Below are 13,426 nucleotides of genomic sequence, written 5' to 3'. Positions count from 1 at the left end.
GGCCCCGACCGGAGTCGGGGCCTTCCTGCGTGCCAGGGGGCGGTGGTGCGTACCGGCCTCCCGGCGCGCCGGGGCTCAGCTGCCGGCCACCGGCCGGGCCGGGGCCGTACCGCCGCGCGGGGTGCGGTCCGCGTGCGGAGGGCGGCGGCTGCCGGCCGGCGTGACCGGGGTCCGCTCCGAGCGCACCGGATGCGACGCGTGCGTACGCGGGCGCCCGCTCGCGGCGACCGGCTCCGGGCTCTGTGCCGGGCTCTGCGCCGGGACCTCGCCGCTGTCCTGCTGCGGCAGCGGCACCGTCAGCGGGCCGCCGGCCGCCACCGGCACGGCGGGGGCGGGACGGCCCAGCCCCAGGAGCTCGCGCTGGGCGAAGATCCAGGCCTCGGCCCGGGTGATCAGCGGCTCCACCCAGGGCAGCCCCAGCATGATCAGCAGCCCGGCGGCCCAGCCCAGCAGAACGTCGCTCAGCCAGTGCGTACCGAGATAGACGGTGGTGAGGCCGACGCCGAGCGAGACGATCGCCGACATCGCCGAGAGGTACCGCCGGGCCCTCGGAGTGGTCGCCAGATAGGCGAGGATTCCCCAGGTCACCACCGCGTTGGCGGTGTGCCCGGAGGGAAATATGTCGCCGCCGGCGAAGAGCTCGGCGGAGCCGATCTGGGTCGCGTAGTGCGGTCCGAGGCGCCCCAGGCCGATCTTGACCGCGCCGACCGTCACATTGAGCAGCAGCAGAGCCGCGCCCAGCGTCAGCAGCGGCCGCAGCGTGTGCTGCCGCCAGGAGCGCCAGCCGAGCCAGCAGGCGACCATGGTCGCGGTGGGCCCGCGCTGGCCGAGCACGACGTAGTAGTCGAGGAACGCGTGGATTTCCGGCCACTGCTGGTACGGCCGGAACAGCATGACCTTCCAGTCCAGAGTCACAAGCCAGGACGAGACCAGCACGGCCACGACGATGGCGAGATAGAACGCCAACGTCCCGCCGAAGAGCGCGATGCGGTGACGGCTCATCCGCGGTGGCTCTATCTTCGGCGGCTCCGGCTCCCGGTCCAGCCGGGCAAAGATGTCGGTACGCACCCAATCGACGTTACAGCGAGTTAGTGCGGGACCAGGGCGATCCGGTCTCTTCGTGATGACGATGTGATGTGGACTATGTCTCAGTGAGGTCTTAATTCCTGACCCGTGGAGGCGCCCCGGCGGGTCCTTCCGTTATTGATTTCGCACGCATTTCGGAAGGGTGTTTGGCCGTGGACGGAAAAGCTCGGGAGGTGCCGGTATGAATTTATCCGTCCGCTCGCGGCGGTGGAACGGAACGTGCCGGACCGGTCACCCGCCGCTTCCGGCCGGGCCCGGCGGACGGACCGCACAGCGGGCCGAGTACCGTCCTGTGCCGGGTACGGAGGGGGTGTCCCCGCAGGTCCCGGCGCCGGTCCGGCGTGGCCCACGCCACATCGCACGGCCCGAACGGGTATGAGTTGGGCCACGTGTAAGGGCTCCGAACTCGCGTACGCTGACGGATCACTCGCCCGTCGATGCCGGGCCATGAGGGGCGGCGAACGGCCGCACCCCCGGTTGGCCCGCCGCGCGCGAGGACCTTGGGAGGTACATGCATGTCCGGGACGACCGCAGGCCGATTCCGGCTGCGCCCATCGGCCGACGGTGCCCATCGATGGGTCGTCCTCGTCGTCCTCTGCCTCAGCCTCCTGCTCGTGGCGCTCGACTCCACCGTGCTCCACGTCGCCGTCCCCGCCGTCACCGAGGACCTGCGGCCGAACGCGGGCGCCCTGCTCTGGATCGTCGACGCCTATCCGCTCGTCTGCGCCTCGCTCCTGGTCCTCTTCGGCACCCTCGGCGACCGGGTCGGCCGCCGCCGGGTGCTGCTGCTCGGCTACGCCCTCTTCGGCGTCGCCTCCGCACTCGCCGCGATGGCCGGGAGCCCCGGTGTCCTCATAGCGGCGCGCGCGCTGCTCGGGGTCGGCGGCGCGATGATCATGCCCGCGACGCTGTCGATCCTCCGCCAGGTCTTTCCCGACCGGCACGAACGGGCCGTGGCGATCGGCATCTGGAGCGCGGTCTCGGCGGTGGGTGCCGCCGCCGGCCCGGTCGTCGGCGGTTTCCTCGTCGAACACTTCTGGTGGGGCTCGGTCTTCCTGATCAACGTTCCGCTGATGGCGCTGGTCCTGCCGGTCGGGCGGCTGCTCCTGCCCGAGTCGCGCGGCAGCCACGACGGCCCGTGGGACGTGCTGGGCGCGCTGATGGCGGCGGCCGGGGTGCTCGGGGTGGTCCTCGGCGTGAAGCGGGTGGGCACCGGCGAAGGGGCGCCGACCCTGGCCGCGTTCGCTCCACTGCTGATCGGGGCGGTGCTGCTCGTCGTGTTCGTACGCCGTCAGAAGCGGCGCGCGAACCCGCTGATCGACATCGGGCTGTTCACCCGGCCCGCCTTCTCCACCGCGGTGGGCTGCATCGTCCTCGCCATGCTGGCCCTGGTCGGGCTGGAGCTCATAGCGGTGCAGTACCTCCAGCTCGTCCTCGGCCTGAGCCCGCTGGAGACCGGTCTGCGGCTGCTGCCGCTCACCTTGGCCGCCATGGCCGCGGGCGCCACCGGCTCGTACACCCTGCGCCATGCCGGCCCGCGCCGGATGGTCGGCTGGGGCTTCGTGCTCACCGCCGTCTCGGTGCTCGTGCTGACCGCGATGGGCCAGCACGACCGGCCCCTCCTGCTCGTGGTGGCCTTCGTCTTCCTCGGCTTCGGGCTCCAGTGCACGCTCTTCGGGGCGTACGAGTCCATGCTCAGCGAGGCCCCCGCCGACCGGGCGGGCGGGGCGGCGGCGATCGGCGAGACCTCGTACCAGCTCGGCGCGGGCATGGGGATCGCCCTGCTCGGCAGCGTCATGAACGCCGCCTACGCGCCGGGCCTCTCGAAGCTTCCCGAAGCCGGTGTCCCGGCCGGGGCCCGTGCTGCCGCCGCCCACTCGCTGGGCGAGGCGTACCAGGTGGCGGAAGAGCTCGGCGGGCCGCTGGGCGCGCTGCTGCGCTCCACCGCCCGCACCTCCTTCGTCACCGGACTGCACGTCACGCTGCTGGTCAGCGCCGCCCTGCTGCTGGCCGGGGCGTTCGCCGCGCTGCGCCTGCCGCGGCGGATGGACTGCCCGCCGCCGGCGCCCGAGGGGGAGCCGGCTCCGGCCGGTACGCAGACGGCGCGCGAGAGCCTCGAAGCACCGGGCGAGAGCGCCGGACCCGGCTGCGCCCAGCGGCCGCTGCCGCGGCAGGGGCGGCGCCGACCCGCGGGGGCGACCGGCTCTGGACGGGCGGCGCACTGAGCCGTAACGTCGGGGCGAGTTCGTAACTACCACTGCTAGTTTTAGCGTCGCGCGAGCCGCCGGAGGCATCCACGTGTCCAGCACCGAGCCCTCGAAACTCCCTCCCTTCGACCCCGCCGACCCGCTCGGCATCGACGACCTCCTCGGCGCCGAGGACCTGGCGATCCGGGCCACCGTCCGCGACTGGGCCGCCGACCGGGTCCTGCCGCACATCGCCGAGTGGTACGAGAACGGCGAGCTGCCCGGCATCCGGGAGCTGGCCCGCGAGCTGGGTTCGCTCGGCGCGCTCGGGATGTCCCTCCAGGGGTACGGCTGCGCGGGCGCCACCGCCGTCCAGTACGGGCTGGCCTGCCTGGAGCTGGAGGCGGCCGACTCGGGCATCCGCTCCCTGGTCTCCGTGCAGGGCTCGCTCGCCATGTACGCCATCCACCGCTTCGGCTCCGAGGAGCAGCGCCTGCGCTGGCTGCCGGGCATGGCGGCCGGTGAGATCATCGGCTGCTTCGGGCTCACCGAGCCGGACCACGGTTCCGACCCGGCCGGAATGCGGACCCATGCCCGCCGTGACGGCGGGGACTGGGTGCTGAACGGCCGCAAGATGTGGATCACCAACGGTTCGGTCGCCGGGGTCGCCGTGGTCTGGGCGCAGACCGACGACGGAATCCGCGGATTCGCCGTGCCGGCCGGCACCCCGGGCTTCTCCGCTCCGGAGATCAGGCACAAGTGGTCGCTGCGTGCCTCGGTCACCAGCGAGCTCGTCCTCGACGAGGTGCGGCTGCCCGCCGATGCCGTACTCCCGGGCGTCACCGGTCTGCGCGGTCCGCTCAGCTGTCTCGGCCATGCCCGGTACGGCATCGTCTGGGGCGCCATGGGCGCGGCCCGCGCCAGCTTCGAGGCGGCGGTGGACTACGCGCGGACCAGGGAGCAGTTCGGCCGGCCGATCGGCGGCTTCCAGCTCACCCAGGCCAAGCTCGCGGACATGGCCGTGGAGCTGCACAAGGGCATCCTGCTCGCCCACCACCTGGGACGGCGGATGGACGCGGGCAGGCTCCGCCCGGAGCAGGTCAGTTTCGGGAAGCTCAACAATGTGCGGGAGGCGATCGGGATCTGCCGTACCGCGCGCACGATCCTCGGCGCCAACGGGATCTCGCTGGAGTACCCCGTGATGCGCCACGCGACGAACCTGGAGTCGGTGCTCACGTACGAGGGGACCGTGGAGATGCACCAGCTGGTGCTGGGCAAGGCGCTCACCGGTCTGGATGCCTTCCGTTAGGAGGCGGCGTCCCGTCCGCCCCCGGGCCGTCCGGCGAGCACCTCGCTCAGCTCTGGTTGAAGAAGCCGTCGGCCGGCCGGCCGGCGGTTTCGGTGACGATCTGGGTGTCTGCCGGGCTCAGCAGGAAGACCCGGGTGGCCACGCGCTCGATCGAGCCGCGCAGTCCGAAGATCAGGCCGGCCGCGAAGTCGACGACCCGCTTCGCGTCCGTGGGGTCCATGGTCGTGAGGTTGACGATCACGGGGACGCCCTCCCGGAAGAGCTCGCCGATGGCCCGCGCGTCCCGGAAGCTGTCCGGGGTGACGGTGGCGATCCGGCGGTCCGTCTCCTCGGCGGCCTCCGCCGCGACCTGCATCCGCGGGTCGGTCACCCAGGCCGGACCGGTCCCGGTCTGTGCGCCCTCGGCGTACTCGTCGTCGTAGTACCGCTCGTCGTTGTCCTCCACGAGGCCCAGCCAGGCACTTGCCTTGCGCACCGATCCCATGGACGCCTCCTCTCACCGCGGTTCCGTGATGTCCGCATCTCTTTCGTCTCCCTATGGTCGTCCATGATGCGGATCGTGCGCCAAGTGGATAGTCGGCGCGCAGGGGTTTCGTGACGGTACTGGTGCAGAGGATCTGTCGATTCGTCAGGGTTTCTCCCGCATCGGGAGTCTGAAGGAAAGAAAATATGATGCTTCGGGCCGTACGGGTGAGGCCGGGGGCGTACGGGTGGGGGAACGCTCGAATACGATGCCTGTCGCCCGGCCGCGTGAGCCCGGCGCACAGAAGAAGGACTCTCGGGGGATCGTCGTGTTCGGAATCGTCAGGCCCTGCACTCATCGCCTGTCCGAAGGGCTCAGGATCGAGTGGATGGCGCACCTCTGCGGACTCTGCCTGGCCCTCCGCTCCGACCACGGACAATTCGCCAGAGTCGTGACGAACTATGACGGGCTGATCGTCTCCGTCCTGACGGAGGCCCAGTCCGAGCGCACCACCGGATGGCGGCGTACGGCGGGCCCCTGCCCGCTGCGCGCCATGCGCACCGCCCCGGTCGCCCGGGGCGAGGGGGCCCGGCTGGCCGCCGCCGTCTCCCTGGTGCTCGCCTCGGCGAAGGTCCGGGACCATGTCGCGGACGGGGACGGCCTGCTGAGGCGCCGTCCGGTCGCGGCCGCCGCGCGCCGGGTCGCCGCGGGCTGGGACAGGGCCGGGGCGCGCGCCGGGGCCCGGCTCGGCTTCGACACGGCACTGCTGGTGGACGCCGTCGACCGGCAGACCGGCATCGAGCTGGCCGCCGGTCCGGGCACCTCGCTGCTCACTGTCACCGAACCCACCGAGACCGCCACCGCGGCCGCCTTCGCGCACACCGCGGTACTCGCCGGGAAGCCGCGGAACGCGGAACCGCTCGCCGAGGCCGGCCGCCTCTTCGGACGCCTGGCACATCTGCTGGACGCCGTGGAGGACCAGGCGGCCGACGCCGCGTCGGGTGCGTGGAACCCGCTGACCGCGACCGGCACCTCGCGCGCCGAGGCGCGACGGCTGTGCGACGACGCGCTGCACGGGGTGCGGCTGGCGCTGCGCGACGCCGAGTTCACCGATGCCAAGCTGGCCCATGTGCTGCTCGCGCACGAGCTGCGCCGGTCGGTGGACCGGGCCTTCGGTACCGAGGCGTGCTCGCACCGGGCGGACGGCGTACTCCTGGACGGGGCCGCGGTGACCGGCACCCGCCCGGACGGATCCTTCGGGCCGCCGCCGGGCAACCCGTACGCACCGGGCCCCGGCGGCCCCGTGAGCCCGCCGCAGCTCCCGCCGGAGCCGCCGCGCGACCGGCGCGGTCTCATCGCGGGCTGTCTCGTCTGGGCCGGGCTGGCCTGCACCTGCCAGATGTGCTGCGGCACGTTCGAGGACCCGTGGAGCCATCAGCGCCGCGAGGGCCTCTGCAGCCAATGCGACTGCGGAGACTGCTGCGAGGCGTGTGACTGTTGCAGTAACTGCGGGGACTGCTGTGATGGATGCGACTGCTGCGATTGCGGATGCGACTGCGGTTGCTGACCCGGACGGGGCGACGCGCCGAGGTGCGGCGAACCACGGGCCGTACGGCGAGGCGAGATGAGGGGAGGGGCGAAGCGGCGTTGCGCGCCGAAGGCGCGTGGGAAGCGGCACCCGGGCGCCGTACGGGGCCCGGGGCGAAGAAGCGCGAAGACGCAGGGGGTCGGCTCAACAGGAGGCGGACCACACGCGACCGAAGTCGATGTGGGAGCGCTTGACCAGCCACTGCTGCGGATGCATGGCCCCAGTGGAACAGGCATCCGACCAACCGTCAACCGAGCCCGGTGGTAAGGCCCACAGTGTGGACGGGCGTTGACAACACGCCGTCGGCAGCGCTTGTCTCGGGGGTGGACCGGCGCTGAGGGGCCCGGTCCGCGTTGTGCGACGGCCGAAGGCACACCCGTGTCCGATCTCTGCATCCACGGAGCCTTCGCATGCCCGCGCAGCCCCCTGCCCCCATCCGTCCCACGAGCATCCCGGCCGGTGCCCGGTGAGCGGGACGCCGACACTCGTCGTCATAGGCGCCGGCCCCAGCGGCACCGGACTGCTCGAACGTATCGCCGCCAACGCCCCCGACGTGTACGGCGACCACCCGCTGACCATCCACGTCGTCGACCCGCACCCGCCCGGCGGCGGACGGGTCTGGCGGCACGACCAGTCACCGCTGCTCTGGATGAACTCCCGGGCCGAGGACGTCACCATGTTCACCGACGACACGGTCCGCATGGCGGGTCCGGTCCGCCCCGGGCCCGCGCTGCACACCTGGGCCGCCGACGTACGGAGCGGACGCGCGGCGCCCCCGGACGCGGCGCGGGCCGACGCCGGGCTCCTCGACGGGATCGGGACCCTGGCGGACGACGGCTTCCCGGGCCGGCGGGTGCAGGGCGCCTACCTGCGCTGGGTGTACGAGCGAGCCGTGGCCGCGCTGCCGGAACGCGTCGCCGTCCACTGGCACCGGGGCAGCGCCGTACGGGTCTCCGGATCGCGCGAAGGCCGCCAGCGGGTCTGGCTGGAGGGGCGCGGCACACCGCTGCTCACCGACGCCGTCGTCCTCGCCGTCGGCCACCTCGACGCCGAACCCGACCCGGAACACGAGGAGCTGAGCGGTTTCGCCCGACGGCACGGGCTTCTCCATCTGCCGCCCGACTTCACCGCCGACACCGATCTGGGCGCCGTGCCCGCCGGGGAACCGGTCCTCGTACGCGGCTTCGGGCTCGCCTTCGTCGACCTGATGGTGCTGCTCACCGAGGGCCGCGGCGGCCGCCACGCGGACGGCGCGTACCTGCCGTCCGGAAAGGAGCCGGTGCTGTACGTCGGATCGCGCCGGGGCGTCCCGTACCACTCCAAGATCGGCTACGGCTGGCAGGGCGAGAAGCCGCCGCTGCCGCGCTTCTTCGGCCCGGACCGGACGGAGGAGCTGCTGAAGGCGGACGGCCCGCTCGACTTCCGGCGCGACGTGTGGCCACATATCGACAAAGAGCTCGGCCACGCCCACTACCACCGGCTCTTCACCGCCCACCCCGAGCGCACCAGGGGCGACCGGGCGGACTTCGAGGATCGGTACGCGGCGGCCGACCCGGCGGGGGACGAACTGGCCGCACTCGTCGCCGCCGCCGTGCCCGACCCCGCGGACCGGCTCGATCTCGACGCGCTCGACCGCCCCCTGAGCGGGGTGCGCCATCCTTCCCACGACGCCCTCCAGAAAGGGATGCGCGACTACATAACCGCCGACCTGACGCGCCGTCACGACCCCGCGTACAGCCAGGACCTCGCCGTCTTCCTCGGGCTGCTCTCCGTGCACGGGCAGCTGGCCCGCCTCGGCGACCTCGGCAGCTGGTGGCACGGATTCTTCGGCTTCCTCGCCTCCGGGCCGCCAGGCCCCCGGCTGCACCAGCTCCTCGCACTCTCCCGGGCCGGAATCGTGCGGTTTCTCGGCGCGGACATGACCGTCGGCACCGATGAGCGGCGCGGTCTCTTCCTGGCGGGCAGCGCCACCGTACCGGGCCCGCGGACGGCGGCCCGCACCCTGATCGAGGCCCGGCTGCCCGATCCCGCCCTGGAACGCACCCGCAGCCCCCTGCTCCAGGAGCTGTACGCGGACGGGGCCCTCGCCACCGCCACCGGGCTGCTCGCCGTCGACCCCGACACCGGCCACGTCCTGGGCCGCGACGGCCTGCCGCACCCGCGTCGCTTCGCGCTCGGCCCGTACACCAGCGCCCGCACCGGCGCGGTGTTCACCCGGCCGCGCACCGGCGGCCCGGCCTTCCGGCGGAACGACGCGACCGCCCGCGCGGCGCTCACGTTCCTGAGGGACCTCGCCTGAGGCGAGAGCCGGCCGCGCCCCGCCACCGGGGCGCCCGAAGCGCCCCCACCCACCCCGAGAGGTACACCCCATGCCCCCGACCGCACCCCTGCACCTCGCCGCCGAGATCGGCGGCCCGCCCCGGTACGACCCCGGGCACTACACCGGACTGGCCCGGCTCGCCGAGCACGGCGCCCTCGACTTCGTCACCCTCGGCGACTCCTTCGCCAGACCGGGGCCCGACGCCCTCGCCGTACTCGCCCGGGTCGCGCCCGCCACCCGCCGGATCGGCCTGGTGCCCACCGTCACCACCACCCACACCGAGCCGTTCCACGTGTCGTCCGCCGTGGCCACCCTGGACTGGGTGAGCCGGGGCCGGGCGGGCTGGCGGGCCGAGGTGTCGGCGACGGAGGCCGAGGCCCGGCTGTTCGGCCGGCGCCCGGCGGCGCCCGCCGAGGAGCTGTGGCGCGAGGCGGGGGAGTGCGCCGACGCGGGCGCCCGGCTCTGGGACAGCTGGGAGGACGGTGCCGAGATCAGGGACGTCGCCACCGGACGCTTCATCGACCGCGGCAGACTGCACCACATCGACTTCGAGGGCGCCTTCTTCTCCGTCCGGGGCCCGGCGATCGTGCCCCGGCCCCCGCAGGGCCGCCCGGTCACCGTCATCGACGCGACGGGCGGTCCGGCCCGCGGGACCGCCGCCCGCCACGCCGATGTCGCCCTGGTCCGGGCCACCACCCCCGAGCGCGCCGCCGAGGCCCGCGCCGAACTGCGCCGGCGCGCCGCGGCGTACGGACGCGACCCCGGCGCGCTCCGGGTCCTGGCCGCGCTCACCGTGGACCTCGGCGACGCCGAGAGCGCCCCGGAACCCGGGCTGGAGAGCGGTCCGCCGTCGGCCGCGGGCGGGTCGTACCACCGGGGCGGCCCGGTGGACCTCGCCGAGCTGATCACCCGGTGGCACCGCGCCGGAGCCGTCGACGGCTTCCACCTCACGCCCATCACCCCCGGGCGCGACCTCGAACGGATCGTCAACGGCACCGTGGCCCTGCTCCAGCACCGCGGCCTGTTCCGCACCTTCTACCCGGGCGGCACCCTGCGCGAGCACCTCGGGCTGGCCCGCCCCGCCAACCGGTACGCCACCCGAGGAGAGCGGGCATGACCACCGCGCCCCAGCAGATGCACCTGGCCGCCCACTTCCCGGGCGTCAACAACACCACCGTCTGGGCCGATCCCCGCGCCGGGAGCCAGATCGACTTCTCCTCCTTCGAGCACCTGGCCCGCACCGCGGAACGGGGCACGTTCGACTTCTTCTTCCTCGCCGAGGGACTGCGGCTGCGCGAGCACAAGGGACGCATCCACGACCTGGACGTGGTCGGCCGCCCCGAATCCCTCACCGTGCTCTCCGCGCTGGCCGCCGTCACCGACCGGATCGGTCTCGCCGCCACGCTCAGCGCCACCTTCAACGAGCCCTACGAGCTGGCCCGCCGCCTCGCCACCCTCGACCACCTCAGCGAGGGCCGGGCCGCCTGGAACGTGGTCACCTCACCGGACGCCTTCACCGGCGAGAACTTCCGGCGCGGCGGCTACCTCGACCCGGCCGACCGGTACACCCGGGCCGCCGAGTTCGTGGTCACCGCCCGGGAGCTGTGGGACAGCTGGACCCCCGGGGGCACCCCGCGCCCGGTCCGGCACCACGGACAGCACTTCACCGTCGAGGGCGAGTTCACGGTGCCCCGCTCCCCGCAGGGCCGCCCGGTCGTCATCCAGGCCGGGGACTCCCCGGAGGGCCGCGAGTTCGCCGCGTCCGCCGCCGACATCGTCTTCACCCGCCACGGCACCCTGGAGGCGGGCCGCGCCTTCTACGCCGACGTCAAGTCGAGGCTGGCGAAGTACGGCCGGGCCCCCGAGGAGCTGAAGATCATGCCCGGGGTCACCTTCGTGCTCGGCGACAGCGACGCCGAGGCCCACGAGGAAGCGGCCGGGATCCGCCGCCGGCAGGTCTCCCCGCAGAACGCGCTGCTGGCCCTGGAACAGGTCTGGGGCCGCGACCTCTCCTCCTACGACCCCGACGGACCGCTTCCGGCCATCGACCCGGACCCCGCGGCCGCGCTCGCCCGGGGCAGGGTCACGTACGGCGACCCGCTCGCCGTGGCGGCGCGGTGGCGGGCGCTGTCCGAGGAGAAGGGGCTGTCGATCCGGCAGACCGTCATCGAGACGACGAGCCGTCAGTCCTTCGTGGGCAGCCCCCGCACGGTCGCGGAGCAGCTCATCGGGTTCGTCGCCGCCGGGGCCGCCGACGGCTTCATCCTCGTACCGCATCTCACCCCCGGCGGCCTGGACGGCTTCGTCGACCGGGTCGTCCCGCTCCTGCGGGAGCGCGGGGTGTTCCGTACCGCGTACACCGGCTCCACTTTGCGGTCGCACCTGGGACTCGCCGAGCCGGTGTGGAAGGGTTGACGCCATGAGCACGGACGCACCGCAGCCGCACGGAGCCGAACAGGCGGCACAGGACTGGAAGCACTGGCACGAGGAGCGCACCGCCACGGTCGCCGGCCCCTACGGACCGCTCTCCCTCACCGGCACCCACTGGCTCTCCGACCACCCCGAGGGCCGTATCCCCGGCGTACCCGGGCAGTGGCGGGAGGACGACGGGGCGGTCGTGCTCAGCGCCTCGGCCGAGGACGGGCTGACCGTCGACGGCGAGCCCTTCACCGGCGAGGTCCGCCTCACCGCCGACCGCGGCCCGATCGAGACCTCCCGCGTCGCCCACGGCCGCCGACGGCTGGTCGTGCTGAGCCGGGAAGGACTCCGGGCGGTCCGCGACTTCGACCCGGACTCCCCGGCGCGGCGTGCCTTCCGGGCCATCGAGGCCACCCCGTACGACCCGCGCTGGGTCCTCCCGGGCACCTTCCGCCCCTATGACAACGCCCGCACCGTCCGGGTCGAGAACGCCGACGGGGTGGAGCGCGGTCTCGGGCTCGCCGGGGAGATCGCCTTCGAGGCGGACGGCCGGGAGCACACGCTGCGGGTCGCGGTCGAGCCGGACGGCTCGCTCTGGGCGGTCTTCGCCGACGCCACCAGCGGCAACAGCAGCTACCGCTTCCGGTTCCTGCGGCCCGCCGCGCCCGCCGGGGACGGCAGTGTGACGGTCGATCTCAACCGAGCGCTGCTGCCGCCGTGCGCCTTCGCCGACCACTTCATCTGCCCCTTCCCGCCGCCAGGCAACACCCTCTCCCTCGCCGTCGAGGCGGGGGAGCGCAACCGCGTGGACGGCTGACGTCACGTCATAGATATCCGGAACGACGGCCCCCGGCGCCACCTGCGCCGTCGGGGCCGTTTCCCGTACGGGCGGCGAGTGCGGGCCAACGGGCCCTCTTGCGCCGGAAGTTGACGCCTTGAATACTCCCTCGCAGCGCTTGTCAGGAGCACGGCATTCCCGCGGCGCGGGTCACTCGCCGTGCCGACGACTGCGCCTCACGGGTCCGACCACCCCACAGGCGGACCCCCGACTTCCCCTCGGGAGGATGAAAAGTGAGGATCAAGCGCACCGCCCCCCTCGGTTCCACCGCCAGGCGCACCCGGGCCGTCGCCATCGCCGCCGGTCTCGTCGCCGTCGCCGCACTGGCCGTTCCCGCCGCCCAGGCCGACTCACCCACCACCTTCAGCGCCCAACAGCTCTCCGCCGCGAGCGACGCCGTGCTCGGCGCCGACGTGGCGGGCACGGCCTGGAACGTCGACCCGGCGACCAAGAAGCTCGTGGTCACCGCCGACAGCACGGTCTCCAAGGCCGACATCGAGCGGATCAAGCAGACCGCCGGAGCCAACGCGGGCGCACTGAAGATCGAGCGCACGAGCGGGCAGATCAGAAAGCTCATCTCCGGCGGCGACGCGATATACGCCCCCGGCTGGCGCTGCTCCCTCGGCTTCAACGTCCGCAGCGGCAGTACCTACTACTTCCTGACCGCCGGTCACTGCACCGACGGCAACCCGCCCTGGTACACCAACTCGTCGAACTCGACGAGCATCGGCCCGACGGTCGGCTCCAGCTTCCCCACCAACGACTACGGCCTGGTCCGGTACGACAACTCCGCGGTCTCCCACGAGGGCACCGTGGGCAGCGTCGACATCACCGGCGCCGCCAACGCCACGGTCGGTATGTCCGTCACCCGCCGGGGCTCCACCACCGGCACCCACGGCGGCTCGGTCACCGGCCTCAACGCCACGGTTAACTACGGAAACGGCGACATCGTCTACGGCATGATCAAGACCAATGTCTGCGCCGAGCCCGGCGACTCGGGCGGCCCGCTCTACTCCGGTTCCAGCGCGATCGGTCTCACCTCGGGCGGCAGCGGCAACTGCACCTCGGGCGGCACCACGTACTTCCAGCCGGTCACCGAGGCGCTGAGCGCGTACGGCGTCAGCATCTACTGACACTCCGGCACCCCCGGTTCCGCCCCCTCGAACAGGCGGCCGACCACGCAAGGAGCCCTCGTCCGAATGCCGGGCGGGGGCTCCC

Annotated in this window: 10 protein-coding genes; 8 read left to right on the top strand and 2 right to left on the bottom strand. The window is 73.3% G+C overall.

What is annotated here, in order from left to right; all coding sequences use genetic code 11:
* Positions 1 to 75: 75 nt before the first annotated feature.
* On the bottom strand, positions 76 to 1,068 hold the full coding sequence (locus ACFCV8_RS22960) for a phosphatase PAP2 family protein (protein WP_376687282.1): 993 nt from the start codon (positions 1,066 to 1,068) through the stop codon (positions 76 to 78).
* A 533-nt stretch (positions 1,069 to 1,601) separates the two neighbouring features.
* Here ACFCV8_RS22960 and ACFCV8_RS22955 point away from each other — a divergent pair.
* Entirely contained in the window at positions 1,602 to 3,311 is a 1,710-nt protein-coding gene (locus ACFCV8_RS22955; protein WP_376687281.1) for an MFS transporter, read from the top strand.
* Positions 3,312 to 3,384: 73 nt separating this feature from the next.
* Positions 3,385 to 4,581 carry an acyl-CoA dehydrogenase family protein gene (locus ACFCV8_RS22950; RefSeq protein WP_376687280.1) on the top strand — a complete coding sequence of 399 codons (1,197 nt, stop codon included), beginning with the start codon at positions 3,385 to 3,387 and terminating at the stop codon, positions 4,579 to 4,581.
* A gap of 46 nt (positions 4,582 to 4,627) precedes the next feature.
* Here ACFCV8_RS22950 and ACFCV8_RS22945 read toward each other — a convergent pair whose 3' ends face one another.
* Positions 4,628 to 5,065 carry a cell division protein SepF gene (locus tag ACFCV8_RS22945; RefSeq protein WP_376687279.1) on the bottom strand — a complete coding sequence of 146 codons (438 nt, stop codon included), beginning with the start codon at positions 5,063 to 5,065 and terminating at the stop codon, positions 4,628 to 4,630.
* A 307-nt stretch (positions 5,066 to 5,372) separates the two neighbouring features.
* On the opposite strand from ACFCV8_RS22945, the gene ACFCV8_RS22940 reads away from it, so the two are divergent.
* From ACFCV8_RS22940 to ACFCV8_RS22915, 6 genes are all read left to right on the top strand, one after another.
* Positions 5,373 to 6,611, top strand: coding sequence for a DUF5685 family protein (locus ACFCV8_RS22940; RefSeq protein WP_376687278.1), 1,239 nt, complete (start codon positions 5,373 to 5,375; stop codon positions 6,609 to 6,611).
* Positions 6,612 to 7,098: 487 nt separating this feature from the next.
* Positions 7,099 to 8,931, top strand: a complete 1,833-nt coding sequence (locus ACFCV8_RS22935) for an FAD/NAD(P)-binding protein (RefSeq protein ID WP_376687277.1) — start codon at positions 7,099 to 7,101, stop codon at positions 8,929 to 8,931.
* Positions 8,932 to 9,001: 70 nt separating this feature from the next.
* Positions 9,002 to 10,069: an LLM class flavin-dependent oxidoreductase gene (locus ACFCV8_RS22930; RefSeq protein ID WP_376687276.1), complete on the top strand. Its 1,068-nt coding sequence runs from the start codon at positions 9,002 to 9,004 to the stop codon at positions 10,067 to 10,069.
* Between the two features lie 17 nt (positions 10,070 to 10,086).
* Positions 10,087 to 11,367 carry an NtaA/DmoA family FMN-dependent monooxygenase gene (locus ACFCV8_RS22925; protein ID WP_376687283.1) on the top strand — a complete coding sequence of 427 codons (1,281 nt, stop codon included), beginning with the start codon at positions 10,087 to 10,089 and terminating at the stop codon, positions 11,365 to 11,367.
* Between the two features lie 4 nt (positions 11,368 to 11,371).
* Positions 11,372 to 12,187 carry a DUF1684 domain-containing protein gene (locus tag ACFCV8_RS22920; RefSeq protein WP_376687275.1) on the top strand — a complete coding sequence of 272 codons (816 nt, stop codon included), beginning with the start codon at positions 11,372 to 11,374 and terminating at the stop codon, positions 12,185 to 12,187.
* Positions 12,188 to 12,441: 254 nt separating this feature from the next.
* Positions 12,442 to 13,341, top strand: a complete 900-nt coding sequence (locus ACFCV8_RS22915; protein WP_376687274.1) for a S1 family peptidase — start codon at positions 12,442 to 12,444, stop codon at positions 13,339 to 13,341.
* Positions 13,342 to 13,426 lie beyond the last annotated feature (85 nt).

It is taken from the genome of Streptomyces sp. NPDC056347 (assembly GCF_042262625.1).
In the GTDB taxonomy this organism is placed as follows: Bacteria; Actinomycetota; Actinomycetes; order Streptomycetales; family Streptomycetaceae; genus Streptomyces.
The sequence above is the reverse complement of the archived record's forward strand: the minus strand, read 5'-3'. Positions and strand labels throughout refer to the sequence as shown.

Excerpts from the sequence above, each read along its gene's own strand:
- ACFCV8_RS22955 (WP_376687281.1), top strand. The coding sequence starts at position 1,602 with ATGTCCGGGACGACCGCAGGCCGATTCCGGCTGCGCCCATCGGCCGAC.
- ACFCV8_RS22945 (WP_376687279.1), bottom strand. The coding sequence starts at position 5,065 with ATGGGATCGGTGCGCAAGGCAAGTGCCTGGCTGGGCCTCGTGGAGGAC.
- ACFCV8_RS22930 (WP_376687276.1), top strand. The coding sequence starts at position 9,002 with ATGCCCCCGACCGCACCCCTGCACCTCGCCGCCGAGATCGGCGGCCCG.
- ACFCV8_RS22925 (WP_376687283.1), top strand. The coding sequence starts at position 10,087 with ATGCACCTGGCCGCCCACTTCCCGGGCGTCAACAACACCACCGTCTGG.
- ACFCV8_RS22920 (WP_376687275.1), top strand. The coding sequence starts at position 11,372 with ATGAGCACGGACGCACCGCAGCCGCACGGAGCCGAACAGGCGGCACAG.